Below are 23,198 nucleotides of genomic sequence, written 5' to 3'. Positions count from 1 at the left end.
CACAAGATGTCAGGTATAGGCGCACATAAGGAGGCCACGCCCCTGACGGCGCAAGGAGACCCGCTGATGACCACCGTTGCCCCCACCGACCGCGTCACGCTGTATTACTCGCCGCAGAGCCGCGCCACCGGCACCCGCGTGCTGCTGGAGGAGCTCGGCGCGCCTTATGATTTGCATATCCTCAACATGAAGGCGGCAGAGCAGCGCAAGGACGCCTATCTCGCGATCAATCCGCTCGGCAAGGTGCCGGCGATCCGCCATCGCGATGCGCTGGTGACCGAGCAGGTCGCGATCTTCATCTACCTTGCCGATCTGTTCCCGCAGGCGGGCCTGACGCCCGCGCTGAACGACCCGCGCCGCGGCCCCTATCTGCGGTGGATCGCCTATTACGGCGCCTCGTTCGAGCCGGCGGTGATCGACCATTTCATGAAGCGCGAGCCGGCGCCGATCACGCAGTCGCCCTACGCCGATTACGACACCATGCTGGGCACCCTCGAGGCGCAGCTCGCAAAGGGGCCCTATCTGCTCGGCGAAGAGATCACGGCGGCCGACATCCTTTGGGGCATCGCGTTCAGTTGGACCATGATGTTCGGCATCGTGCCGAAAAGGGACGTCTTCGTCCGCTATTCCGAACGCATCGCCGCGCGCCCGGCTTTCATCCGGATCTCGAAGGCCGACGACGAGATGGCGGCGCAGCATGCAGCCGCCGCCGGAGTGTGATACGGATCGTGCCGATGGCGAAACCCCTGTACAGCACCAACTGCTTCAACACCCTGATCCGCGTCGCCGAGGATTGCCCGGCGCAGCGCGGCGAGGAGCCGCAGCTGCGTGGCGGTCAGCCGACGGTTGCCGTGCTGCAATACCGGATGATCGCCGGAGCGCCCTACAAATACACCTCCGACGACGTGGTGTTCGCGACCTCGTCGGCCGGCCGCGCGCTCGATGCGAAGGCGGCGAAGAAGGCGCGCAGCCTCGCCCGCGAGACGTTCTTCTCGCGCGGCCAGGCCTGCATGCGCGCCTCGCCGCTCGGAAAGCGTTTCGGCTGGGGCGTCCACGCCGACGCCGAAGGCCGCATCGCAATCTACGCCGTCGACAGCAAGCGTTATCAGGCGCTGGCCGGTGATCCGGAGATTGCGCAGACGCGCGCGATGCGGTCGAAGCGGGCGTGACGCTTTTTATCCTCCCCTGGAGGGGGAGGATCGACGCGAATGAAATGAGCGGCGAGGTGGGGTGAAAGTCTCTCCAATCGGGCACTGCCCGCGTTGAGAGATCACCCCACCCCGTCTCACATTCCGCTGCGCTCCATGTGAGCCGACCCTCCCCCTCCAGGGGAGGGTGAAGCATCGGTGCATCCTCCCAGTCCCGTCATCCTGAGGTGCGAGCGCAGCGAGCCTCGAAGGATGAATCGGCCACCAGCCGGGCCGTCGACCCTTCGAGACGGCCGCTTCGCGGCCTCCTCAGGGTGACGGTAGTTAGAGCGCGAAGGGTCAGCTAAAACCTCGGCGCCCGCTTCTCGGCGAACGCTTTGATGCCTTCCTTGATCTCATCGCCGCGCATGCTGTCGCTGTGGCGCTGGTCGGCGGCGGCCTCATCCAGCTCGCCGCGGGCGAATTCGTTGATCGCGCGTTTCATGCCGGCCATCGCCTTCGGAGCATTGCCGGCCAGGATCGTGGCGAGCTTGTCGACCTCCTCGTCGAGCAGGTCGAGCGACACCATGGCGGTGAGGTAGCCGATCCGCAGCATCTCCGGCGCCGTAATCTTCTGCGCGGTCAGGAACAGCATCTTGGCGTTGTCGACGCCGAGCCTCGTGACGTAGCGCCGGATGCCGCTCTTGTAATAGTGCAGACCGAGCCGCGCCGCCGGCATGAACATCTCCGCGGTATCGACGCCGATCCGGAAGTCGCAGGCGAGCGCCAGGTCGGTCGAGCCGCCATAGACGCCGCCATTGAGCCGGCAGATCGTCGGCACGCAGAGATCCTCGATACGGTTGACCACCACCTCGAACGCCGAGCCCGCACTCTGCTGCTCGCTCGCGCTCACCGCGCGCTCGGCCACCGAGTTGAGGTCGTAGCCGGCGGAGAACGCGCGGCCGGTTCCGGTCAGCACCAGCACGCGGATCGCGGGATCGGCCTCGATCCGGTCGAACAGCCTGACCAGCTCGCCGAGATCCTCGGCCTGCAGGCGGTTGAGATGCTTCGGCCGGTTGAGGCGGATCGTGGCGCGTGCGCCCGCGATTTCGAGCACGGGTCCGCTGGCGGTGTCGGCCGCGTCGGCCATCTTGGTCTCCATCATTGGTTCTCACGTTCGCGCCGCTTCGCCTCGGCGTCGATGGTCTCGGCGAGATCGGGATGCCTTGCCATCAACAGGCGGAAATCGACGAGGTCAAGCACCAACAGCCGGGTCACCTTGCTGGTCGAGACGCTGGCGCCCCGCTTGGCGTTGCCGAGCAGCGCCATCTCGCCGAAGAATGCGCCTTCGCCGAGCTTCACCTTGCGTCCGGGCAGGTCGACCTCCACCTCGCCGGCGGCGACGAAATACATGCAGTCGCCATTGGTGTCCTTGCGGATGATCATGGTGCGCGGCGGCAGGTCCATGGTCCGCAGCACCTGAGTGACGTCGGCGATCGCGGCCGGGCCGAGATGCGCGAAGAACGGCACCTTGCTGACGGTCTCCCAGGTTCTCAGAAAATTGTCGCGGCGGGTTTCCGCGGCAAAGCCGGTCGCCAGAATACCGGTCCACAGCCCGAACACGCCGAGGCCCGAGATCATCACCATGGCAGCGACCATGCGGCCGAGCGGGGTGATCGGCACCACGTCGCCATAGCCTGTCGTGGTCAGCGTCACCACCGCCCACCACAGCGCCGCCGGCACGCTGCCGAAGGTCTGCGGCTGGACGTCCCGCTCCAGGAAGTATTCGGCGACGGAGGCCAGGAACACCACCATCAGGAAGATCACCAGCACGCTGAGCAGCGGGCCGGATTCCACCACGAGCACGCGCCGGAGCTGGCGCAGGCCGGGAATGCCTGGCACCACCTTGAGCATCCAGAGCACACCGAGCAGCCATGCGGTTTTCGGCTCGATGCCGCTGAGCAGGGCCAATGGCACCGCCAGCGCACCGACCGCATCGACGACGCCAGCGCTTGACAGCGCGTAGAACCAGAGCTTGTCCTGCCGCCGCATGTGCCGCAGCCGCACCAGCCATTCGAACACGAAATAGGCAAGGCAGGCCCACAGCAGCGCATCGACCCAGTGCGGGACCGTGTCATAGGCCGGCGCGACCGTCAGCAGCGTCATCATGGCGACACCGACCGTGACCGCGACATAGGCCGCCGTGGTCATGTTGCGGCCGGCGGTGGCGGAAACGAAGCGCGTCAAGGCCGGAAGGACGATCGGCTTGGACATCGGAACGGAGCTTGCCTGTCGCTGAACTACTGGAATTGAGGCGCCCCTGCGAATGGCGGAGCCTGTGTCACAACGTGCCTCTCCCGGTTGAGGCCGTCAACGCGCAGGCGGTGGCGGGATGGTCGCGGCGAAAGTCCCAAATGTTGGACGAATGGCCTAACCATGTTGGCCCGTTTTTGCGCCCGCGAATGTGAGAAATCAGACAAATCGTCGCTTTTTCACCGTATATCAGGGATGCTGGTCACCGATGCGACCTCGGCCGGAATGAAGCGACTAATAAGGCGATCTTGTTCACTTCTTGAGAAATTGGTTGGTTTCCGATGGATACCTCACATCTCGCGGAGCACGCCGGCGCCGCCGGCAGTTTCTTCGCATCGATCTTCGTGGTCGCCACGCTGTCGATGCGGACCATGATCCCGTTGCGCGTCTTTGCCATCCTGACCAACATCATCCTGATCGCGACCGCCGTCCCGACCCATAATTACGCGACGCTGATTCTGCATGCCGTGCTGCTGCCGGTGAACACCTATCGTCTGCACCAGATGCTGCAACTGGTCCGCAACGTGAAGAAATCGGTCAACAGCGATCTGTCGATGGACTGGCTGAGGCCATTCACGACGGAGCGCAAATGCACCGCGGGCGAAGTCCTGTTCTACAAGGACGAGAAGGCCGACAGCATGTTCTACATTGTCAGCGGCCGCTTCCGCCTGGTCGAATCCGGCATCGAGCTGCCGGTCGGCGCCCTGGTCGGCGAGTTTGGCATGCTGTCGCCGTCGAACACCCGCACCCAGACGCTGGAGTGCGTCGAAACCGGCATGGTGCTGTCGGTGACCTATGACCAGGTCGAGCAGCTTTACGTTCAGAACCCGGCGTTCGGCTTCTACCTCCTGCGTCTGTTCAGCGCCCGCCTGTTCGAGAATATCTCGACGCTCGAGCAGCGGCTCGCGCAGCACGCCACCCCACAGGTCGCGGAGCCAAAACCTGCATGAGCCCCGCGACGAGTTCTGGAGGCGCCGCAGTGCCGGATGACGACAGTCTGCTGGCTTCGCTTCGTTACCTGTTTGCCGATATCATCGGCGATGAGGACGAGGGGCCGCCGGTGCTGCCCGACGCCTGCCCGGACCACCTCGGGCCCGCGGTCACCGATGCCATCCATCTGTTGATCGCCTATCAGAGCACGAGCTACGCCCAGCTCTACATCGACCGGCTCAAACGCTTCGTCGGCCGCCGCGGCGTTGACGACGCCCTGCTTGCCGAGATCGCGCGGCTGATGGCCGAGCGCATGGCCTATGAGGACGCGATCCGCATCGCGCAGCTCAAGCTCGGCGAAGTCAACGCGGCGGGCGGCCTTGCGGCGCGCTCGGCCGACGACGTCAAGAAACTCCGCCTCGACGAGTTGATCGACGCCCTGCCGGAGATGATCGCCGATCCGGTGCTTGCCGTGCTCGACCGGCTCGGCTGGCGCCGCCGCCGGGTCTCGATCCGTTTCAGCGCCAACACCCGCTTCAGCGTTCGCCGGCTCCGGATCGAGGCCGGCCTGAAGCGCTGGCGGCTGTTCTCGGGGCGCTACGCCAAGGAACGCATCTGGGTCGAGCGCTGGCTGCACATGATCGACCGCAGCCTGACCAAGCAGCCGGGCGCGGCCTCAGCGATTGTGCAGACCGCGACCATGATCCAGGGCTACGGCGATCCCTATCGCCAGGGCATCGCGGACTGGCACGTGATCATCGACGGACTGGTCAAACCGACCTTCGACGGCGTGCTCGCGCTTCCCGATCTTGCCGCCGCCATCACCGAGGCCCGCGCCGCCATCATGCCCGATCCACGGCAGGCCTCGCTCAAGCGCAAGATCGCAGAGATTCGCGCACGGGTGCCGGCGGCGGCGCCGTAAGAGTGCAGACATTCTCGCTTGCAATGACGTGGAGAACGTGGACCGTCACCCTGAGGTGGCCGCTTCTTCAGCGGCCCTCGAAGGGTCGACGGCCTGACTGTGGCCGTGCATCCTTCGAGACGCGCTGCGCGCTCCTCAGGATGACGGAGCTAGAGCTTTGTTACGCGCCGTCCGAGCCGACTCACCGCTTGATATGCGGCCGCTCGTCCTAGCCGGTACGCAGTGTCGTCCTGGCGAAAGCCAGGACCCATTACCCCAAATGCAAATTGTTGCGCGACGTTGGGGCCGCGATCCCGTTCGGCACCGAAAGCGGTGGCAATGGGTCCTGGCTTTCGCCAGGACGACAGCAGTGGATTTGGCGCGACCGCCTCATCCGTTCGCGGTCTTCACCACCACGAGATTGTCATCGACTGCCGGCGGGTGGCGCTTGAGATGGTCGCGGCGCAGCGCGATCTCGTCGCGGACCAGCTCGTAGCCGAGCTTGAAGGTGTCGAGGCCGTCGCCGGAAACGGTGCCGTCGCGCAAGCCGATCACCGCGCCGCGCAGGATCGCCTCGAGCTCGTCCTGCAATTCGTCGAGATGCTCGGCGCAGGTGGTGTGCTCGACGCGCTCGCCGATGTCGAGGATCCGGCCCGCCAGTTCGCTGGCCTTCTCCGGCGCGACGCGGGTGATCTTGGTGTAGATCGCAGCGAAGATCGAGCCGATGATGCTGAGCGCGGCGGCGCCGAGATACATCACGTCGCTGTAGCGATCCATGAACGATTTGGTATCGTCATTGATGTATTCGGCCGCGCCCTGATGGGCGACGATGAAGGCGTCCTTGTCGGTCGCCGCCGGCTCGATCTTGGAGGCGAAGCCGTCGTCGAGCGCGAGCTCGGACTTGTTCTCATAGACGATGCGCGCGAGCTCGGCCGCCGTGGTCGTGGACATCGAGGATTGCGCGACCAGCAGCCATTCCAGCCCAATGCTGTCCACGTCGTCGTCGGGGATCGCCGGCGAGGACGACAGCATGCCGGTCGAGATCGTCTCCTCCGAGATCGCCGGATATTTGCGCGCCAGCGCCTTGGCCTCGTCGATCGCGTTCAAGGTGAAGCCGCCGGCGCGCTTGGCATATTGCTCGTAGGTCTTGTCCTTGATGATCTTCGAGGCATGTTCGATCACGACCACGGCGGCGAAGCCCGAAGCGAACAATTTGTCGAACGGCGTGTTCGGCGGCGCCTGCTGCACCCGCTGCGCCGCATCCGGGCTGTCGGAAATCTCCAGCGCGCTGCGGACGAAATTGACGCTGTTCTCGCCGTCGCCGACGACTGCGATCTTCCTCCTCTTCAGTTCGGTCAGCGACTTGATCTTCTTGCCGCCGGGGCTCAGCACCAGCACCACATCATGCTCGAGGATCGCGATGGCGCGGGCGCGCGGCGGTACCTTGGCATCGGTGCGCAGGATCGCAAGCGTTGCGGCGCGACGATCGAACTGCACCAGCGCCTTGGCGTTGTCGGGGTTCGGCGCGATCTTCAGCCGCAGCCGCGACGAATTGTTTTTCAGCACGGTGGCGAGGCGGGCGGCGAATTTGGCCTCCGGGCCGTTGGCATCGCCGACCGCGAACACCAGCGTTTCCGAATTGCGCAGCCAGACCCGGCCGCCGATCACGGTGATCGCGCTCAAGAACAGCGTCAGCATGGTGAAGATGATGATCTGCGCGCGGTTGCTCTTGGCGACCGGAGGGCGTGGTCGCGGCAGCACTGGCGAAGGCGCGGGGGCTTCGGCACTCATGGCTGATCACCCGACCGGGACGGCCCGTTGCCGCAACGGCGCGGCGCTGCCCGATGAATCCGTAAATGACTATAAAAGAAAGAAAATTTCCTGTGCCGCCGACGATATACCTCCGCGGCGGGAATGCAAACCGGCCACCCGCCGTAACCTTAATCCCGATTGACCTGCGCCGCGATGCCACATGACCATCGCCACTATCGACGTCCGAACCCAGATGTGATTTTCGGGGGACCGCAGGTGCATTCCGCCGCCGGAGATGTCATAAATGACACAAGCTCCGCTTTGCGGAATTGTGCTGACGGCCTGACCCGGATTTCTTGCAATCACATTCATCGAAGTAAAAGGGCGTCAGCTTGTTGTTTCCTTCCATGTCATCGTCGGTGTCGGTTGGTGCCCTGGTGGGATGGATGTTGCTTCTCACCGCAAAGCACATCATCGCTGACTTCATGCTGCAGAACGCCTGGATGGCGATCGGCAAGGATCAGAAGACCGGCTGGGCCATGCCGCTGCTCGCGCATTGCCTGGTCCATCTCGCGGTCGCGCTGGCGCTGATCCTGGTGGTGGCGCCGCGCTTCTGGTACGTCGCCTTCGTGGACTTCGTGATCCACATCATCGTCGATCGCTGCAAGGGCATCTGCGCCTCGCATTTCGGCGTGACGCTGGAGTCCGGCCATCCCTGGTTCTGGACCCTGATCGGGGTCGACCAGGCGCTGCACCACCTCACCGGATTCGCGCTGTCGATCTACATGGCCGCGAACTGAGCGGCGCGCGGACGCCTCCTCCTACATTTCAGACCATGACCGGGCCGCAAGAGCCGCTTCCATTCCGATGGAATCGGAAGGGGGCTCTGGATTCTTGTTTTGACGCGCTCTCCTCACGCGACCGGTATCCACTTCGCTTGGAAACGCTCCAGCGGCGGGCGGATGTGATTCGCGTGCAACGGGCAAGGGCCCCCGGAGGCGACCGGAGGCCGTGGTTAACCTTTCGTTAGAGGATTGCGCGGCATCTTCCCGATCGAGGGGGATTTGCAAATGTTTTCAAGCCGCGACGCGTTCGAGAACGATGCCTGCCCAGTTGCGGACGACCTGCTCGGCCAGATGTACCGCGCCAATCCGAACGGGCTTACGCTGCTGGTTGCCAATGTCGCGCCCGACGTCAGGGCGATGCTCGCGCTGTTCTGCTATCGCCGCAGCCATCTGCACGCACTCGCGGTGGCGATTGCGTCGAGCTGCAGCGAATGGGAACTGGTCAATTCCGGCGGCCGCGTCGGGTCGACGCTGTACGCATTGTCGCGTGAGCCGGCCCGTGTTGCGACCGTATCGCATGGCGGCCGCAAGCCGATCACGCTGTCGACCAAGCCGCTGTCGAGCTTCGCGCCTGTTGTCGATGACGAACTCGACGACGAGGACGTCAGCGAGACGGTGACTGTGACGGCTTAAGCATGATCCGGAAAAGTGGAAACCGGTTTTCCCTCGCGACAAACGCGGAACGCGTTTGCGCGGAGATCATGCGCAAATAAAAGAGCCGTGCTCAATCCGGCTGCGCGCTCGGGATGAGCGGCAGCCCGTGCCGGCGCCGCGCCATCGCGCATTCTGCGTCGCCCGGCAGACAGGTTCGGCACACCTCCGGTCGCACCGCATAGACCTCGCAGCGCGTGGCCTCGCCGACCCGGCCTGACAGCGCCGAGCAGCGGTCACCCTCGCAGCGCATCCCTGATTGTCGCGCGTTGACGAATTGCGCTGGGATCAGATCGAGCTGCGCGTCGTCTTCCACGGTGAAGCGCGGCCAGTTCTCCGAATAGCTGCAGCAGGCGCCGCAGGACTGGCAGGGGCTCGCCTCCGCCGCGTCAATCGCGTTGCCGGTCATCAGGTGTCCCTCGGTGCTTCCCACACCAGGCTGCGCCGCCAGCGTGCCCTGAGCAGGTCGCGCCGCTCCGGGTACTTCTCGTCGTGATAAACAGCGGTGACCACGCGGTCGGTGCGGAAGCTACGGAAATCCTTGCGTAGCTCGCACCAGGCGGCGAGCAACCGCACCGCCTCGTGATAGCCGACCGCGATCGGCCAGACCGTGCGCTCGCTATCGCGGCCATGCTCGTCGCGATAGTTGAGCGTGATCTTCTTGCCTTCGTGGATCTGGCTGCGGGTCCGGACCATGTCGATGCGGTCCGGCTCCCGGTTCCAGGCGGAGCGGGCGCGGCTTGCCGGCTCCAGCACGAACGGCCGTAAGCGGTCCGGCACGGTCTCCGCGATCTTGGCCATCAGGTCCTCGGCCGCGCGCGCCAGCGCCGGATCGGCGTGACCGACCACCCATTGCGCGCCGAGCACGCAGGCCTCGATCTCGTCGGGTGTCAGCATCAAGGGCGGCAGGTCAAAACCCTTCTCCAGGATGTAGCCCATGCCGGCCTCGCCGCGGATCGGCACCCGCTGCTCGATCAGGCTGGCGATGTCGCGATAGATGGTCCGCTTCGATGTCTCGAGTTCGGCTGCGATCGCATCCGCGGTCAAAGGCTTACGGGTGCGGCGGAGCACCTGGATGATCTGAAACAGCCGGTCGGCGCGTCTCATGGCAATTCTCTTGGTCGCTCTCTTGGCGGGTGTCTTGGCAGTGTTTTGGCAGCTGTCTTGACGAGTGTCTTGACGGGTCTCGCAGTGTCTCGGCGCGTCGGCTTTTCGCGCCCCCTGTCACTGCTGCTGACAGCATGTTGGCAGCAGGTGGGGGCTATAGCAGGACAACACCTCAAGTGAAGGGAATTTGTCCATGACGAATCTTGATGAACTCGGTTTCCGGCAGGCGCAGAGCTTCGCGCTGGAACAGCTGGTCACGGTCTACTCCACCTCCGGCGACCTGCGCTGGGCCCTGGTCGCTCTGGTCGCACAGTCGATCAGTGCCGCCTGGTCCTACGGGCGGGCACGGCTGGTCAAGCGCGTTCGCGAGGCGGTTCGCCGCCTCGCGCCCGTCGGCCCGCTCGACACTGAATGCCACTACTGCTGACACCATGCTGGCAGCAGGGGGCAGCTAGCTTCAATTCACGACCACAGGCGATCGGGAGCTTCATATGATTACGCTTTTTGGCTTTGGCACGGGCTTCGGCTTGCCGGAAATCAGCCCCTTCGTGACCAAGACCGAGGTCCAGCTCAAGATGGCCGGGCTTGAGTATCGCAAGGAGAAGGCGACGCCGCCGGCCTCTCCCAAGGGCCAGTTGCCCTTCATCGCCGATGACGGCGAGACGATCGCCGATTCGACCTTCATCCGCGCCCATATCGAGGGCAAATACGGCTTCGATTTCGACGCGCCGCTGAGCTTGCAGGCGCGCGCGCAGGCCTGGGCCTTCGAGCGCATGATCGAGCATCACGTCTACTGGGCGCTGGTCGGCGCGCGCTGGGTCGACGACACCAATTTTGCCAAGGGGCCGGCGCATTTCTTCGACGGCGCGCCCGACCACATGCGCGACAAGATGCGCGAGGACGCCCAGTTCCGCGTCGCCGAGAACTATCTGTTGAGCGGGCTTGGCCGCCACGGACCCGATGAGGACGTCGATCTCGCGCTCCGCTCGCTGTTTGCGCTGTCGGTGCAGCTCGGCGACAAGCCGTACCTGATGGGGAACGCGCCGTGCGGCACCGACGCCACCGCGTTCGGCGCGCTCGCGGGAATCCTGACGCCGTTCTTCGATTCGCCGCTGCGCGAGCGCACCGAGAAATTCGACAATCTCACCGCCTATGTCGGCCGGATGATGCAGCAATATTATCCGGAGTTCGCCTGGGCGCCGCTGCAGCAGCAGGCGGCCTAACCGGCTGGGGCTGGAGCGGGCTCGCCCTTCAACGCGGCGAGCTCCGCCTCGAGCTCGGCGATGCGCTGGTCGCGCGAGGCGAGCGCGCTGGCCACATCGGCCGCATCGAACTTCTGTGGGATGTGCTGCGGGCAGTTGGTGTCCCACGCCGCGACCTTGAACAGGATCACCTGCTCGGGCCGCGCGCGATAGCCCTGCGGCATCAGCGAACGGGTCAGCGCCGGATCGTCTTCAACCACCCGCGCCTCGCCCCAGATCTTCACGCGCTGCCGGTACGCGTAGTTCATCACGAAGATGTAGGCCTTCGGGTTCTCCGAGAGATTGCCCTGGGTGATGAATTGCCGGTTGCCGCTGTAATCGGCGAACGCGATGGTGTGCTTGTCGAGCACCTTGATGAAACCCTTCGGCCCGCCGCGGTGCTGGATGTAAGGCTGGCCGCCGGCCGAGGCGGTGGCGAGATAGAAGCTGTTGGTGTTGGCGAGGAAGGCGGTGAGGTTCTCGTCGACCTCGGTTTGCCAGCCGCCATGGGCCTCGACCTCGGCATAGGTCTCGCGCGAGCCCTTGCGGGTCTGAATTTCCTTCACCGCCGGGGTGAACCCGACATCGCTCGAATAGCTGCGAACCTCTGACATCTCAGCCTCCCGCCCACGGGCGACAAAGCGGCCGTCCTCGGCCCGCTAAGGTGGGTATTTCCGGATCGTAGGCAATCTTGGGAATTGACACTTCACTGTTGCCGATTATGCAATAGTGTCATGGACCGGATCGACGCCATGCAGGCCTTCGTCGCGGTGGCGGACCTCGAGGGGTTTGCCCCCGCCGCCCGCAAGCTCGGCCTGTCTCCGTCAGCCATCACGCGGCTGATCGCGGCGCTGGAGGAGCGGCTCGGTGCGCGGCTGCTGCAGCGGACCACGCGGCAGGTGACGCTGACCGACGCCGGCTCGCGCTATTTGGAGCGGGCGCGGCGGATCCTTGCCGACGTCGAGGAGGCCGAGGACGCGGTAGAGAGCGAGCGCACCCGCCCCGAAGGCCGCTTGGTGATCTCGGCGCCGTTCGGCTTCGGGCGGCTCCATGTCAGCCCGGTCGTGACCGCCTACCTCAAACGCTATCCCGATGTTGGCGTCGACCTGCGGCTGTCGGACCGCCGGATCAACCTCGTCGAGGACGGCGTCGACCTCGCGGTCAGGCTCGGGCACTTGCCGGATTCGACGCTGGTGGCGCGCCATGTCGGCCAGATGCGCCGCATCGTGGTGGCTTCGGCCGGCTATCTCAAGCTTCGCGGCGAGCCGAAGCGGCCGGCGGACCTCACCGCCCATGACACCATCCAGTTCGGCGCGATGACCGCGACGCCGGATTGGCGCTTCGTTGAGGACGGCCAGGAGATCCGCATCACGCCGACGCCACGCTTCACCAGCAACAGCTCGGACGCTGCCATCCAGTACGCCGAGCAGGACGGCGGACTGACTCGGGTGATGGCCTACCAGGCCGCCGAATCGCTGAAGGCGCAGCGGCTCAGGATCGTGCTCGCCGAATTCGAGCAGCCGCCGGTGCCGATCCATGTCGTCTACCCGACATCCCGGCTGTTGTCGGCCAAGGTGCGGACCTTCATCGATCTCGTCACCGAGATCACCGACTGGCAGTTCGGTTAGCGCCAAGCGCCTAGCTGACCGGCGCCTTCTTCGGCACCACGCGGAACGTGCCGCTGGCGCGCGCGATCGTGACGCCGTCGGCCTTGATCAGGCTCTGCGCGAAGCAGATCGTGCTGCCGGTCTTGATCACATCGCTCTCGATTGCGAGCCACTGCCCGACATTGGCGGAGCCGACGAAATCAACCGTGAGCGAGATCGTCACATACGAGGTGGTCCAGCCGGTCGCGTGGCCGCAGCTATAGCCCATCGCATTGTCGGAAAGTGCTGCGATCAGCCCGCCATGGATCAGGCCGCGGCCGTTGGTGTGCGGCCTCGCCAGCCGTAGGCCGATGATGACGGATCGCTCGGTCTTCTTTGCATAAAGCGGCTCCCAGGGCTCGGTGAGCGGGCTCTTGCGGAACAGCGGCTCGAAGCCTTCGGGGACGTCTTGGGGAATGTCGGGGGCGACCTGCGTATCGGTGGTCATCTGAATCTCGTGCATGGCGTTGCGTTGACGCCATTGAACGCGATGTCGATCGCGGTTTCACCGCCTACAAAGTTTTAAACGGGATTTGCGTGGGTGTTTGAAAGCGCGACGCGCCGACTGGTCACGCCGGCAATTCGTAGCCGACTTCGCTCTCGATCTCGATCGTCTTCTGCACCGCCGGGCGCGCCATCATCTTCTCGTAATGCGCCGTGAGGTTGGAGAACGTCTCCAGCGGCAGCTTCAGCGAATTGGCGAGCCGCCAGTACAGGCGGAACAGATGGATGTCGGCGATCGAATAGCTGCCGATCGCCCAGCCGTGACCGAGCCGGCGGTCGGCGATGCCCCAGACCGCCTTCGCGTAGTCGAGCCCGCGCGCCCTTGCCGGATGCAGCGTCGAGGCGATGAAGGACATCCACGACAGCGCCTGCGCCTCGGCCTCGATATCGTCGCGCGGCAGCAGCTCAGCTTCGGGGAATCGCCTCGCGAGATAGAACAGGATCGCCGCGACCTCGGTCATCGGGCGGCCGTCGATCAGGAGCGTCGGGACCTTGCCTTCCGGATTGAGCGCGAGATAGTCGGGCGCTTGCATGTCGTTGCGCTTGAACGACATCGGGCGCGCCTCGAAGCCCGTGCCGATCTCGTGCAGGGCGATATGCACTGCCATCGAGCTGGCGCCCGGTGCGAAATAGAGGGTGAGCATGGCGGCTGCTCCTAGCCGGGAACACTCGCGATGCTAGGGCTTTCAGGAGGGACTGCCTAGCGGCGAGCGAAATTCTATCTCCGTCACCCTGAGGTGGCCGCTTCTTCAGCGGCCCTCGAAGGGTCGACGGCCCGGCTGGTGGCCGTGCATCCTTCGAGGCTCGCTCCGCTCGCACCTCAGGATGACGGGACGAAAATTGCAAGCAAAGCAAGCAAAGCCGCTCCCGCTAGAACGGCAGCCCCACATAGTTCTCCGACAGCGAGGTCGACGCCGCCTTCGAACTGACGAGATAGTCGAGCTCGGCGATCTGGATGCGCGCGGCGAATTCGCCCTCGTCGGGGAATTTATGCAGCATCGAGGTCATCCACCACGAGAAGCGCACCGCCTTCCAGACCCGCGCCAGCGCCTTTGCCGAGTAGCCGTCGAGGCCGGCAGAGGATTTCTCGTCGTAATATTCGCGCAGCGCCTGCGACAGATAATGCACGTCGCTGGCCGCAAGGTTCAGCCCCTTGGCGCCGGTCGGCGGCACGATGTGCGAGGCGTCGCCGGCGAGGAACATCCGGCCGAACCGCATCGGTTCGGCGACGAAGCTGCGCAGCGGCGCGATGCTCTTTTCGATCGACGGGCCGGTGATGATTTCGTCGGCGGCCTTCTGGTCGAGCCGCCACTTCAATTCATCCCAGAACCGCTCGTCCGACCATTGATCGACGTGGTCGTCGAGCGGGCACTGCACGTAATAGCGGCTGCGATGGGTCGAGCGCATCGTGCAAAGCGCAAAGCCGCGCGCATGGTTGTTGTAGATCAGCTCCGGCGAGACCGGCGGCGTCTCCGAGAGGATGCCGAGCCAGCCGAACGGATATACCCGCTCGTAGCTGGTGATCGCCGACGCCGGCACGCTGGCGCGGCTGACGCCGTGGAAGCCGTCGCAGCCGGCGATGAAATCGCAGGCGGTCTCGTGGGTGACGCCGTCCTTGACGTAGGTGACGCGCGGATGATCGGTGTCGAAATCGTGCGGTGTGACGTCGGCGGCGGAGTAGACCGAGGTCAGGCCGGCCGCCGTGCGGGCGTTCATCAGGTCGAGCGTGACCTCGGTCTGGCCGTAGATGGTCACGGTCTTGCCGGTCGCCGCATGCATGTCGATGCGGTGCCGCGCCCCACCGAACGCCAGCTCGACGCCGTGATGAACCAGGCCCTCCTGGTGCAGCCGGGCACCCGCGCCGACGCTGTCGAGCAGCGACACGGTGCCTTCCTCGAGCAGGCCGGCGCGGATCCGCCCCAGCACGTAATCCGGGGTCTGCCGCTCGAGAATGACGTTGTCTACGCCGAAAGTATGAAGTAGTTGCCCAAGCAACAGTCCGGCCGGACCTGCGCCTATGATTGCTACTTTTGTCCGCAACACCTGCTCCTCCCGATCGGATAGGTTTTCAGCAGGCGCCCGCGCCGGGGCGGTCGCCATCAACTTGCCAAGGCAACTATATCATATAACAGTTTTGGCAAGGCGGATTTGCGCGGCAAGCGCGTTCGCCGCAGCGCAAGATGCCGGAGGGGCCGGGTGCGACGAGGCGTCGTCCCTGCGGATTTCGTCTTGAATATCCGCGCGAATTAGATAACATGTTAAGTAATGAGACCGGGCACGAAGCCCGTCCTGGAGAGGAGGAGAGGTGATGAGGAAGAGTTTGTTGGCGCTGCTGATGGCAGCCGCCGCCGTCGTGCCGGCCGCAGGTCCTTCGCAGGCGCAGGACAAGACCGTCAATCTCAAAGTGTCGCTCTGGGTGCCGCCGGCGCATCCGCTGGTGCCGGCGACGCAGGCCTGGGCCGCCGATATCGAGAAGGCATCGGGCGGCACCATCAAGGTCACCGTGTTTCCGTCCGAGCAGCTCGGCAAGGCGTTCGACCATTACGACATGGCGCGCGACGGCATCGCCGACGTCACCTATGTCAATCCCGGCTATCAGCCCGGCCGCTTCCCGATCGCGGCCGCGGGCCAGCTCCCGTTCGTGTTCTCGGACGGCAAGAAGGGCACGCTGGCGCTGAACGAGTGGTACCACAAATACGCGCCAACCGAGATGAAGGATACCAAGCTCTGCTTCGCCTTCATCCACGATCCGGGCGCGCTGCACGGCAAGAAGAAGATCCTGCTGCCGAGCGATCTCTCCGGCGTGAAGGTGCGGCCCGCGCAGAGCACCATCGGCGAGATGGTGAAGATGTTCGGCGGCACCAATGTGCAGGCCTCCGCGCCGGAATCGCGCGACGCGATCGAGCGCGGCGTCGCCGACGAGATCACCTTCCCCTGGGGCTCGATCTTCCTGTTCGGCATCGACAAGGTGGTGAAGTACCACATGGATGTGCCGCTCTACACGACGGTGTTCACCTACAACATTAACCTCGCCAAATATAATGCGATGTCGGATGTCCAGAAGAAGGTGATCGACGATCATTGCACGCCGGAATGGGCCTCCAAGGTCACCGATCCCTGGACCGATTTCGAAGCCAATGGCCGCACCAAGATGAAGGCGCTGCAAGGCCACGAGGTCTATCCGCTGACGGCGGATCAACTCGCCGAGTGGAAGAAGGCGGTCAAGCCGCTGCGCGACAGCTGGGCCGAGGCCGTGAAGAAGGCCGGCGGCGATGCGGAGAAGATCGAGGCCGATCTGCAGGCCACGCTGAAGAAGTACGAAGCGGGGATCTGATCCCGTTGCCCCTTCACCTCTCTCCGCTTGCGGGGAGAGGTCGGATCGCATCGTCAGATGCGATCCGGGTGAGGGGGTACAGGTCTCACCGCGTTCACAACTCGTGGAAGCAGTCCCTCACCCCAACCCTCTCCCCGCAAGAGCGGGGCGAGGGAGTTCATCGAAGCAACGCATGACGCAATCTGCCGAAGTTTCCCAGGACGGCGCGATCACCGGTCCACCCGAGCCGGTGCGCAAGAATTTCATGGACCGCTTTATCGATTCGATCGAATGGGTGGCGGCTTTCTTCGTCGGCGTCGTCGCGCTCAACACCTTCACCGCGGTGTTCATGCGCAAGTTCTTCTCGGTGACGATCCCCGACTACTACAATTTCGGCCAGTTCCTGCTCGGCATCCTGATCTTCTGGGGCATCGCGGCGACGAGCTATCGCGGCACCCACATCACCGTGGATCTGGTCTGGGCCAATGCCTCGCCGCGCTATCAGCGCTGGATCGACATCTTCGCGACACTTGTGCTGCTGTTCGTGGTGACGGTGCAGACCTACACGCTGGTCGACAAGGTGATCGACACCAGGAACAGCCACATCGTCACCATGGATCTCGGCGTTCCGGTCTGGCCGTTCTTCCTGGTGTCGTGGCTCGGTGACGTCTCCGCGGTGTTGCTGATCGCGATCCGGACCTACCGCCTGATCTTCCATCCGGAAGATATCCATGATGCCAAGATCAAGACTGCGGAGTAGACGGCCATGAGTCTCGATTTGAGTCCCGAGGCCGTCGCCGTCATCGGCTTCGTCTGCCTGTTCGCGCTGATGCTATTGCGCGTGCCCGTCGGCATGGCGATGGGCCTCGTCGGCATCACGGGCTTTGGCTATCTCACCGGCTTCGCCCCGGCGCTGAAGCTGGTCGGCCAGACCACGATGCGCACGGTGACGGATTATTCCTTCGGCGTGATTCCGATGTTCCTGCTGATGGGCGCCTTCGTGTCGGTTTCGGGCATCAGCCGTGAGCTGTTCCGCGCCGCAAACACTTTTGTCGGCCACTGGAAGGGTGGGCTCGGCATTGCGACCATCGCCGCCTGCGGCGGCTTTGCCGCGATCTCGGGCTCGTCGGTTGCGACCGCCGCGACCTTCTCGGCGGTGGCCTATCCCGAGATGCGCCGCTTCGGCTATCCGCAATCGTTCTCGACCGGCGTGATCGCGGTCGGCGGCACGCTCGGGGCGATGCTGCCGCCATCCACCGTGCTCGCGGTGTACGGCATCATCACCCAGCAGGACATCGGCAAGCTGTTCATCGCGGGCGTGGTGCCGGGCCTGCTCGCGATCGCGATGCACATGATCACGATCGGCATCATCGGCGTGACGCGGCCGGGGTTCCTGCCGGCAGGCAAGAAGGCGTCGTGGCATGAGCGCGCCATGGCTATGCGCGACGTCTGGTCGCCGCTGCTGCTGTTCCTGTTCGTGATCGGCGGCCTCTATGGCGGCTTCTTCGTCCCGACCGAAGCGGGTGCGGTCGGCGCCGTCGGCGCCTTCATCATCGGCATCCTCCGCGGCAAGCTGACCAGGGACGGCATCCTGCAATCGCTGCTGCAGGCGACGCGCACCGCGGCAGCGGTGTTCACGGTGCTGATCGGTGCGCTGTGCTTCGGCTACTTCCTCACCATCACCCAGACGCCGCAGAACGTCACCGAATTCCTCACCGGGCTCGGCATCGGTCCTTACGGTGTGCTGGCGCTGATCCTCCTGATGTATCTGGTGCTCGGCTGCCTGATGGACGCGATGGCGATGGTGATCCTCACCGTGCCGATCGTGTTCCCGGTGGTGACCGCGCTCGGTTTCGACCCGATCTGGTTCGGCATCATCATCGTCATGACGGTGGAGCTCGGACTGATCCATCCGCCGGTCGGCATGAACGTGTTCGTGATCAAGAGCGTGATCAAGGACGTCAACATGTCGACGATCTTCGTCGGCGTGCTGCCGTTCGTGATCACCGATTTGATCCGGCTGGTGATCCTGATCCTGTTCCCGCTGCTCGCGACCTGGCTGCCGCAGCGCATGATAGGCTAAGCATGATCCCGGAAAAGTGGGACCCGGTTTTCCCTGCGACAAACGCAAGCGTTTGCGCGGGGATCATGCCTCAATAAATAGGTTCTCCATGGCTCCCGAGCTTCAGACCAGATACGTCTTCACCATCACCGCCCGGATCGCGGAGGTGACCTCCGCCGGCGACATCGGCACCGGCGTCCGCCGCATCATTCCGATCATCGGCGGCGAGGTGAGGGGCGAGACCGTCAACGGCAAGGTGCTGCCGTTCGGCGCCGACTTCCAGATCATCAGGCCCAGCGAGCTGATCGAGCTGGAGGCAAAATATGCCTTCGAGACCGACGACGGGGCCGTCGTCTATGTCGAGAACAAGGGCATCCGCTTCGGGCCGGTCGATCTGCTTGAGAAGCTCAAGCGCGGCGAACCGGTCGACCCCAAGCTGATCTATTTCCGCACCGTGCCGAAATTCGAAACCGGCGCCGAAAAGTACCGCTGGCTGATGGAGCACATCTTCGTTGCCTCCGCCGCCCGCCACGCCGACCGCGTCGTGATCGACGTGCATCAGGTGTTGTGAGGCTCCGCTCCCATCCTCCCCTGGAGGGGGAGGATCGACGCGCATGAAAATGCGCGGCGAGGTGGGGTGATCTCTCCACACGGGCACTGTCCGGGTGGAGAGAGCGTCACCCCACCCCGCCTCACATTCCGCTTCGCTTCATGTGAGCCGACCCTCCCCCTCCAGGGGAGAGTGAAGTCCTGCGCCGCCACGCCCGTCTTGACTCCTGTGATGATAGTTATAGAATATAACTATTCTGAATAGGAAACAATAACGCCATGGGAAACGCTGCCGACGCGGGTGATGCCTCGCTGCTCAGGATCGAGATGCGAGGGGCGGTGCTGACCGTCGGGCTCAACCGGCCGGCCAAGCGCAATGCGCTCAACGACGGCATCATCCTGGCGCTGCGGGACTGCTTTTCCGCGATTCCCGACGCGGTCGGCGCCGTCGTGATCCATGGGGTCGGCGATCATTTCTCGTCCGGCCTCGATCTCTCCGAACTCACCGAACGCGACGCCACCGAGGGTTTGGTGCATTCCCAGATGTGGCACCGGGTGTTCGACCGCATCCAGTATTGCCGCGTGCCCGTGATCGCCGCGCTGAAGGGCGCGGTGATCGGCGGCGGGCTGGAGCTGGCCTGCGCCGCGCATATCCGGGTCGCCGAGCCGTCGGCGTACTTCGCGCTGCCGGAGGGCCAGCGCGGTATCTTCGTCGGCGGCGGCGGATCGGTGCGGCTGCCGCGCCTGATCGGCGTGCCCAGGATGGCCGACATGATGCTGACCGGCCGGGTCTATTCGGCGACCGAGGGCGCGGCCTACGGCTTCTCGCAATATCTCACCGAGGCCGACGGCGCGCTGCCGAAAGCGCTGGAGCTTGCCGAGCGCGTTGCCGCCAATGCGCCGCTGACCAACTTCGCGGTGTTGCAGGCGCTGCCGATGATCGCCGAGGCCAATCCGCAGACTGGCCTCTTGATGGAATCGCTGATGGCGACGGTAGCGCAGAGCGACAAGGAAGCCAAGAAGCGCATCCGTGCGTTCCTGGATCGCAAGACCGCCAAGGTGAAGCCGACATGAACGCCACGCCGTCTGTGTCCACTGCGAGTGCGCATCCGCTGCGCCCGATCTCGTTCGGCAATCCCGACGTCACCGTCGAGCGCCGCGCCGACGGCACGATCTATCTTCGCCCCAAGCTCAATCTCGCCGACTATCCCGTTCGCCTCACCGATCGCCTGCATCACTGGGCGACGGCCGAGCCGAACCGCGTGTTCATGGCGGAGCGCGCAGCCGGCGGCGGCTGGCGCCAGATCAGCTACGCGCAATTGCTGGTGACAACCCGACGCATCGCGTCCGCGCTGATCGCGCGCGGGCTGTCCGCCGAGCGGCCGATCGTGATCCTGTCGGGCAATTCGATCGATCACGCGCTGATCGCGCTCGGCGCGCTCTATGCCGGCATTCCGTTCTGCCCGGTCTCGCCGGCCTATTCGCTGGTGTCGCGCGACTACGGCAAGCTCGGCTTCGTCATCAAGCTTCTGACGCCGGGCCTGGTCTTCGTCGACGACGCCGACAAGTTTGCCGACGCGCTGCGCGCCAATGTCGGTCCCGATGTCGAGATCGCGGCAAGCCGCGGGACCGTGCCCGGCCGCGAGGTGACGCGGCTCGCCGATCTGATGGCAACGCCGGAAGAGCCGCGGCTCGACGCGACCCACGCCGCCATCGGTCCGGATACGATCGCAAAGTTCCTGCTGACGTCGGGCTCGACCGGCAATCCCAAGGCCGTCATCAACACCCAACGCATGATCTGCGCCAACCAGGTGATGCTGCGCGAGACATTGGCGTTCCTGAAGGACGAGCCGCCGGTGATTGTCGACTGGCTGCCGTGGAATCACACCTTTGGCGGCAACCACAATGTCGGGCTGACGCTCTATAACGGCGGCTCGATGTATCTCGACGAGGGCAAGCCGATGCCCGGCGGCATCGAGGAGACCGTGCGAAACCTGCGCGAGATCTCGCCGACGGTCTATTTCAACGTGCCCAAGGGCTATGAATCGCTGCTGCCCTATCTCCGCGACGATGCCGGCCTGCGGGCAAAGTTCTTCCACCGGCTGCATGCGATGTTCTTCTCGGGCGCCGCACTGTCGCCGTTCATCTGGAACAGCCTCGATGCGCTCGCGGTGCAGGAGAAGGGCTATCGCGTACCGATGCTGACCGGGCTCGGCGCCACCGAGACCTCGCCGTTCTTCATGTCGGTGCGGCCCGATACCAGCCGTTCCGGCCATGTCGGACTTCCGGTGTCGGGCAATGACGCGAAGCTGGTGCCCAACAACGGCAAGCTCGAAGTGCGTGCCAAAGGCCCGAACGTGACGCCGGGTTACTGGCGGCAGCCTGAACTGACCGCCAAGGCGTTCGACGAGGAGGGTTTCTATAAATTCGGCGACGCGCTGAAGCCCGCCAACGCTGGTGATCTCGATGCCGGCTTCGATTTCGATGGCCGCATCGCCGAGGATTTCAAGCTCGCAAGCGGCACCTGGGTCAGCGTCGGGCCCTTAAGGGCGCGCTTCGTCGGCACCTGCGCACCGCTGGTGCGCGATGTCGTGATCGCGGGGCTGAATCGCGACGAGCTGGCGGCGATCGTGATCCTCGATCTCGATGGCTGCCGCCTGATCAATCCACAGCTTGCCTCTGGTGACATCGCGGCTGCGGCCAACGACCCGCTGGTGCGTGCTGCCTTCCGTGAACGTTTCGCGCGGGTCCTTGCGAGCGCCACCGGCTCGTCGAACCGGATTGCGCGGGCGATCCTGCTCGACACACCGCTGTCGATCGATCGCGGCGAGGTCACCGACAAGGGCTCGATCAACCAGCGTGCGGTGCTGGAGCATCGCACTGACATCATCGAAGCGCTCTATGCGCCGGTGCCGCCGGCATCGGTGATCAAACTCGTCTGACCAATTAAGGAGAGAATGCCATGCAGTTGAAGGACCAGGCCGCCATCGTCACCGGCGGCGCATCGGGATTGGGTGCTGCGACCGCGCGCCGTCTGGCTGCGCAGGGCGCCAAGGTCGCGGTCTGCGACCTCAACGCCAAGCTGGCCGAGAGCGTCGCCACCGAGATCGGCGGCATTCCTGTGGTCTGCGACGTGGCCGATGCAGCGGCGGCCGAAGCCGCGGTCGCTGCTGCCGCCAAGGCGCACGGTCCGGCCCGCGTGCTTGTCAACTGTGCCGGCATCGGGGTGGCCAAACGCGTGATCGGCCGCGAGGGGCCGATGGCGCTCGCTGACTTCGACAAGGTGATCAAGATCAATCTGATCGGCTCGTTCAACATGCTGCGGCTTGCGACCGCCGAGATGGCGAAGCTCGAACCGCTCGCGACCGGCGAGCGCGGCGTCGTGATCTCGACGGCTTCGGTCGCGGCCTATGACGGCCAGATCGGGCAGGCGGCCTATTCGGCCTCCAAGGGCGGCATTGTCGCGATGACCTTGCCGATCGCGCGCGAACTCGCGCAATTCGGCATCCGCGTGCTGACCATCGCGCCCGGCCTGTTCATGACCCCCTTGCTGGCCGGCCTGCCGCAGGAGGCCCAGGATTCACTCGCTGCCGCGATCCCGTTCCCGCGCCGGCTGGGGCATGCCGACGAGTTCGCCTCGCTGGCGCTGCACATGATCGACAATCCCTATCTGAACGGCGAAGTGGTGCGGCTCGATGCCGCGCTCCGGATGGCGCCACGCTGAAGCATGATCCGGAAGAGCACAAAACGCCCTTCCGGATCGATCACGCTCAACCGAGGATAGACCATGTTCGTCAACCGGCGCGACGTGCAGATCCAGTGGGGTGATTGCGACCCCGCCAACATCGTCTACTATCCGCGCTACTTCGCGATGTTCGACGACTCGACCTCGATCATGTTCGAAGCGGCCGGTTGCTCGAAGCAGGACCTCGTCCACAAATACGGCCTGGTCGGCATTCCCATGGTCGACACGCGGGCGAAATTCCACATCCCGTCGACCCATGGCGACTGGATTACCATCGAGAGCCGGATCGAGAGCATCAAGCGCTCGAGCTTCGAGGTGGTGCACCGCGTGTTCAAGGGCGAGGCATTGGCGATCGAGGCATTCGAGACCCGGGTGCTGGTCGGCCGCCACCCGGACGATCCCGCCAAGCTGAAATCGGCACCATTTCCGCAGGAGATCATCGACCGCTTCCTGAAGGGCTGACTTGTTCAGGGCTGACTTGCGGCCCCTCATGACCTAAAGAAGGGGCTGAA

The 23,198-nt window shown here is 64.6% G+C and carries 26 protein-coding genes; 17 read left to right on the top strand and 9 right to left on the bottom strand.

Annotation, left to right across the window (positions count from 1 at the left end):
- Window positions 1-66: 66 nt before the first annotated feature.
- Together JQ573_RS29195 and JQ573_RS29190 are read left to right on the top strand one after the other, a co-directional pair.
- Complete coding sequence (locus JQ573_RS29195) at window positions 67-720, top strand: glutathione S-transferase family protein (protein WP_212311750.1); 654 nt, start codon at window positions 67-69, stop codon at window positions 718-720.
- Window positions 721-734: 14 nt separating this feature from the next.
- Window positions 735-1,169: a DUF6157 family protein gene (locus tag JQ573_RS29190; protein WP_212311749.1), complete on the top strand. Its 435-nt coding sequence runs from the start codon at window positions 735-737 to the stop codon at window positions 1,167-1,169.
- 322 nt (window positions 1,170-1,491) lie between these two features.
- On the opposite strand, the gene JQ573_RS29185 is transcribed toward JQ573_RS29190, so the two are convergent.
- A complete protein-coding gene (locus JQ573_RS29185; protein WP_212312882.1) occupies window positions 1,492-2,277 on the bottom strand; it encodes an enoyl-CoA hydratase/isomerase family protein in 786 nt (261 codons plus the stop codon).
- 11 nt (window positions 2,278-2,288) lie between these two features.
- Window positions 2,289-3,401, bottom strand: coding sequence for a cyclic nucleotide-gated ion channel (locus JQ573_RS29180; RefSeq protein ID WP_212311748.1), 1,113 nt, complete (start codon window positions 3,399-3,401; stop codon window positions 2,289-2,291).
- A gap of 320 nt (window positions 3,402-3,721) precedes the next feature.
- On the opposite strand from JQ573_RS29180, the gene JQ573_RS29175 reads away from it, so the two are divergent.
- Both JQ573_RS29175 and JQ573_RS29170 read left to right on the top strand, forming a co-directional pair.
- Complete coding sequence (locus JQ573_RS29175) at window positions 3,722-4,390, top strand: Crp/Fnr family transcriptional regulator (protein WP_176528717.1); 669 nt, start codon at window positions 3,722-3,724, stop codon at window positions 4,388-4,390.
- A complete protein-coding gene (locus JQ573_RS29170) occupies window positions 4,387-5,292 on the top strand; it encodes a DUF6537 domain-containing protein (RefSeq protein WP_212311747.1) in 906 nt (301 codons plus the stop codon). Before JQ573_RS29175 ends, JQ573_RS29170 begins: the two co-directional genes overlap by 4 nt.
- A gap of 369 nt (window positions 5,293-5,661) precedes the next feature.
- Here the strand turns inward: JQ573_RS29170 and JQ573_RS29165 are convergent, their stop codons facing one another.
- The gene (locus JQ573_RS29165) at window positions 5,662-7,062 is read right to left on the bottom strand and encodes a TAXI family TRAP transporter solute-binding subunit (protein ID WP_212311746.1); all 1,401 of its coding nucleotides are present in this window, start codon (window positions 7,060-7,062) and stop codon (window positions 5,662-5,664) included.
- Window positions 7,063-7,469: 407 nt separating this feature from the next.
- Between JQ573_RS29165 and JQ573_RS29160 the strand changes: the two genes are divergently transcribed.
- Together JQ573_RS29160 and JQ573_RS29155 are read left to right on the top strand one after the other, a co-directional pair.
- Window positions 7,470-7,823 (top strand): DUF3307 domain-containing protein, encoded by a 354-nt coding sequence (locus tag JQ573_RS29160; RefSeq protein ID WP_083991990.1) that lies wholly within the window; start codon window positions 7,470-7,472, stop codon window positions 7,821-7,823.
- A gap of 270 nt (window positions 7,824-8,093) precedes the next feature.
- Window positions 8,094-8,501, top strand: coding sequence for a hypothetical protein (locus tag JQ573_RS29155; RefSeq protein WP_212311745.1), 408 nt, complete (start codon window positions 8,094-8,096; stop codon window positions 8,499-8,501).
- Between the two features lie 91 nt (window positions 8,502-8,592).
- On the opposite strand, the gene JQ573_RS29150 is transcribed toward JQ573_RS29155, so the two are convergent.
- Window positions 8,593-8,928, bottom strand: coding sequence for a YkgJ family cysteine cluster protein (locus tag JQ573_RS29150; RefSeq protein ID WP_212311744.1), 336 nt, complete (start codon window positions 8,926-8,928; stop codon window positions 8,593-8,595).
- Window positions 8,928-9,626, bottom strand: coding sequence for a YafY family protein (locus JQ573_RS29145; RefSeq protein ID WP_029077927.1), 699 nt, complete (start codon window positions 9,624-9,626; stop codon window positions 8,928-8,930). The genes JQ573_RS29150 and JQ573_RS29145 overlap by 1 nt, the downstream gene beginning before the upstream one ends.
- 193 nt (window positions 9,627-9,819) lie before the next feature.
- Between JQ573_RS29145 and JQ573_RS29140 the strand changes: the two genes are divergently transcribed.
- The gene (locus tag JQ573_RS29140) at window positions 9,820-10,053 is read left to right on the top strand and encodes a hypothetical protein (protein WP_212311743.1); all 234 of its coding nucleotides are present in this window, start codon (window positions 9,820-9,822) and stop codon (window positions 10,051-10,053) included.
- A 64-nt stretch (window positions 10,054-10,117) separates the two neighbouring features.
- Window positions 10,118-10,849: a glutathione S-transferase family protein gene (locus tag JQ573_RS29135; RefSeq protein ID WP_212311742.1), complete on the top strand. Its 732-nt coding sequence runs from the start codon at window positions 10,118-10,120 to the stop codon at window positions 10,847-10,849.
- Here the strand turns inward: JQ573_RS29135 and JQ573_RS29130 are convergent.
- Entirely contained in the window at window positions 10,846-11,481 is a 636-nt protein-coding gene (locus JQ573_RS29130; protein WP_212311741.1) for a pyridoxamine 5'-phosphate oxidase family protein, read from the bottom strand. The two genes, JQ573_RS29135 and JQ573_RS29130, sit on opposite strands and share 4 nt — an antisense overlap.
- A 120-nt stretch (window positions 11,482-11,601) precedes the next feature.
- On the opposite strand from JQ573_RS29130, the gene JQ573_RS29125 reads away from it, so the two are divergent.
- Window positions 11,602-12,495 (top strand): LysR family transcriptional regulator, encoded by an 894-nt coding sequence (locus JQ573_RS29125; RefSeq protein WP_212311740.1) that lies wholly within the window; start codon window positions 11,602-11,604, stop codon window positions 12,493-12,495.
- A 10-nt stretch (window positions 12,496-12,505) separates the two neighbouring features.
- Here JQ573_RS29125 and JQ573_RS29120 read toward each other — a convergent pair whose 3' ends face one another.
- The 3 genes from JQ573_RS29120 to pobA all read right to left on the bottom strand — a co-directional run bounded on the left by JQ573_RS29120 (window position 12,506) and on the right by pobA (window position 15,057).
- Window positions 12,506-12,961 (bottom strand): PaaI family thioesterase, encoded by a 456-nt coding sequence (locus JQ573_RS29120; protein WP_212311739.1) that lies wholly within the window; start codon window positions 12,959-12,961, stop codon window positions 12,506-12,508.
- A gap of 121 nt (window positions 12,962-13,082) precedes the next feature.
- Complete coding sequence (locus tag JQ573_RS29115) at window positions 13,083-13,661, bottom strand: glutathione S-transferase family protein (protein WP_212311738.1); 579 nt, start codon at window positions 13,659-13,661, stop codon at window positions 13,083-13,085.
- Between the two features lie 226 nt (window positions 13,662-13,887).
- Window positions 13,888-15,057: a 4-hydroxybenzoate 3-monooxygenase gene (gene pobA / locus JQ573_RS29110; protein ID WP_212311737.1), complete on the bottom strand. Its 1,170-nt coding sequence runs from the start codon at window positions 15,055-15,057 to the stop codon at window positions 13,888-13,890.
- Window positions 15,058-15,325: 268 nt separating this feature from the next.
- On the opposite strand from pobA, the gene JQ573_RS29105 reads away from it, so the two are divergent.
- The 8 genes from JQ573_RS29105 to JQ573_RS29070 all read left to right on the top strand — a co-directional run bounded on the left by JQ573_RS29105 (window position 15,326) and on the right by JQ573_RS29070 (window position 23,148).
- Window positions 15,326-16,351 carry a TRAP transporter substrate-binding protein gene (locus JQ573_RS29105; protein WP_212311736.1) on the top strand — a complete coding sequence of 342 codons (1,026 nt, stop codon included), beginning with the start codon at window positions 15,326-15,328 and terminating at the stop codon, window positions 16,349-16,351.
- 229 nt (window positions 16,352-16,580) lie between these two features.
- Window positions 16,581-17,090, top strand: coding sequence for a TRAP transporter small permease (locus JQ573_RS29100; RefSeq protein WP_092126276.1), 510 nt, complete (start codon window positions 16,581-16,583; stop codon window positions 17,088-17,090).
- An 18-nt stretch (window positions 17,091-17,108) separates the two neighbouring features.
- Entirely contained in the window at window positions 17,109-18,413 is a 1,305-nt protein-coding gene (locus tag JQ573_RS29095) for a TRAP transporter large permease (RefSeq protein ID WP_212312880.1), read from the top strand.
- Window positions 18,414-18,501: 88 nt separating this feature from the next.
- Window positions 18,502-18,963, top strand: coding sequence for a DUF3237 domain-containing protein (locus JQ573_RS29090; protein WP_212311735.1), 462 nt, complete (start codon window positions 18,502-18,504; stop codon window positions 18,961-18,963).
- Window positions 18,964-19,220: 257 nt separating this feature from the next.
- Complete coding sequence (locus tag JQ573_RS29085; RefSeq protein ID WP_212311734.1) at window positions 19,221-20,015, top strand: crotonase/enoyl-CoA hydratase family protein; 795 nt, start codon at window positions 19,221-19,223, stop codon at window positions 20,013-20,015.
- The gene (locus JQ573_RS29080; protein ID WP_212311733.1) at window positions 20,012-21,883 is read left to right on the top strand and encodes a feruloyl-CoA synthase; all 1,872 of its coding nucleotides are present in this window, start codon (window positions 20,012-20,014) and stop codon (window positions 21,881-21,883) included. Before JQ573_RS29085 ends, JQ573_RS29080 begins: the two co-directional genes overlap by 4 nt.
- Window positions 21,884-21,903: 20 nt before the next feature.
- On the top strand, window positions 21,904-22,665 hold the full coding sequence (locus JQ573_RS29075; RefSeq protein ID WP_212311732.1) for an SDR family NAD(P)-dependent oxidoreductase: 762 nt from the start codon (window positions 21,904-21,906) through the stop codon (window positions 22,663-22,665).
- A gap of 63 nt (window positions 22,666-22,728) precedes the next feature.
- A complete protein-coding gene (locus JQ573_RS29070; protein WP_212311731.1) occupies window positions 22,729-23,148 on the top strand; it encodes a thioesterase family protein in 420 nt (139 codons plus the stop codon).
- The last annotated feature ends 50 nt before the right edge of the window (window positions 23,149-23,198 follow it).

The sequence above is a fragment of the Bradyrhizobium sp. AUGA SZCCT0105 genome (assembly GCF_018129565.1).
GTDB lineage: Bacteria > Pseudomonadota > Alphaproteobacteria > Rhizobiales > Xanthobacteraceae > Bradyrhizobium.
This window is presented reverse-complemented; position numbering and strand designations above follow the sequence as displayed.

Coding starts and splice junctions, on each gene's coding strand:
- JQ573_RS29085 (WP_212311734.1), top strand. CDS start 19,221: ATGGGAAACGCTGCCGACGCGGGTGATGCCTCGCTGCTCAGGATCGAG.
- JQ573_RS29160 (WP_083991990.1), top strand. CDS start 7,470: ATGTTGCTTCTCACCGCAAAGCACATCATCGCTGACTTCATGCTGCAG.
- JQ573_RS29180 (WP_212311748.1), bottom strand. CDS start 3,401: ATGTCCAAGCCGATCGTCCTTCCGGCCTTGACGCGCTTCGTTTCCGCC.
- JQ573_RS29115 (WP_212311738.1), bottom strand. CDS start 13,661: ATGCTCACCCTCTATTTCGCACCGGGCGCCAGCTCGATGGCAGTGCAT.
- JQ573_RS29120 (WP_212311739.1), bottom strand. CDS start 12,961: ATGACCACCGATACGCAGGTCGCCCCCGACATTCCCCAAGACGTCCCC.
- JQ573_RS29170 (WP_212311747.1), top strand. CDS start 4,387: ATGAGCCCCGCGACGAGTTCTGGAGGCGCCGCAGTGCCGGATGACGAC.
- JQ573_RS29130 (WP_212311741.1), bottom strand. CDS start 11,481: ATGTCAGAGGTTCGCAGCTATTCGAGCGATGTCGGGTTCACCCCGGCG.
- JQ573_RS29185 (WP_212312882.1), bottom strand. CDS start 2,277: ATGGCCGACGCGGCCGACACCGCCAGCGGACCCGTGCTCGAAATCGCG.
- JQ573_RS29070 (WP_212311731.1), top strand. CDS start 22,729: ATGTTCGTCAACCGGCGCGACGTGCAGATCCAGTGGGGTGATTGCGAC.
- JQ573_RS29190 (WP_212311749.1), top strand. CDS start 735: ATGGCGAAACCCCTGTACAGCACCAACTGCTTCAACACCCTGATCCGC.
- JQ573_RS29150 (WP_212311744.1), bottom strand. CDS start 8,928: ATGACCGGCAACGCGATTGACGCGGCGGAGGCGAGCCCCTGCCAGTCC.
- JQ573_RS29175 (WP_176528717.1), top strand. CDS start 3,722: ATGGATACCTCACATCTCGCGGAGCACGCCGGCGCCGCCGGCAGTTTC.
- JQ573_RS29195 (WP_212311750.1), top strand. CDS start 67: ATGACCACCGTTGCCCCCACCGACCGCGTCACGCTGTATTACTCGCCG.
- JQ573_RS29155 (WP_212311745.1), top strand. CDS start 8,094: ATGTTTTCAAGCCGCGACGCGTTCGAGAACGATGCCTGCCCAGTTGCG.
- JQ573_RS29165 (WP_212311746.1), bottom strand. CDS start 7,062: ATGAGTGCCGAAGCCCCCGCGCCTTCGCCAGTGCTGCCGCGACCACGC.
- JQ573_RS29090 (WP_212311735.1), top strand. CDS start 18,502: ATGGCTCCCGAGCTTCAGACCAGATACGTCTTCACCATCACCGCCCGG.
- JQ573_RS29075 (WP_212311732.1), top strand. CDS start 21,904: ATGCAGTTGAAGGACCAGGCCGCCATCGTCACCGGCGGCGCATCGGGA.
- JQ573_RS29125 (WP_212311740.1), top strand. CDS start 11,602: ATGGACCGGATCGACGCCATGCAGGCCTTCGTCGCGGTGGCGGACCTC.
- JQ573_RS29140 (WP_212311743.1), top strand. CDS start 9,820: ATGACGAATCTTGATGAACTCGGTTTCCGGCAGGCGCAGAGCTTCGCG.
- JQ573_RS29135 (WP_212311742.1), top strand. CDS start 10,118: ATGATTACGCTTTTTGGCTTTGGCACGGGCTTCGGCTTGCCGGAAATC.
- JQ573_RS29080 (WP_212311733.1), top strand. CDS start 20,012: ATGAACGCCACGCCGTCTGTGTCCACTGCGAGTGCGCATCCGCTGCGC.
- JQ573_RS29145 (WP_029077927.1), bottom strand. CDS start 9,626: ATGAGACGCGCCGACCGGCTGTTTCAGATCATCCAGGTGCTCCGCCGC.
- JQ573_RS29105 (WP_212311736.1), top strand. CDS start 15,326: ATGAGGAAGAGTTTGTTGGCGCTGCTGATGGCAGCCGCCGCCGTCGTG.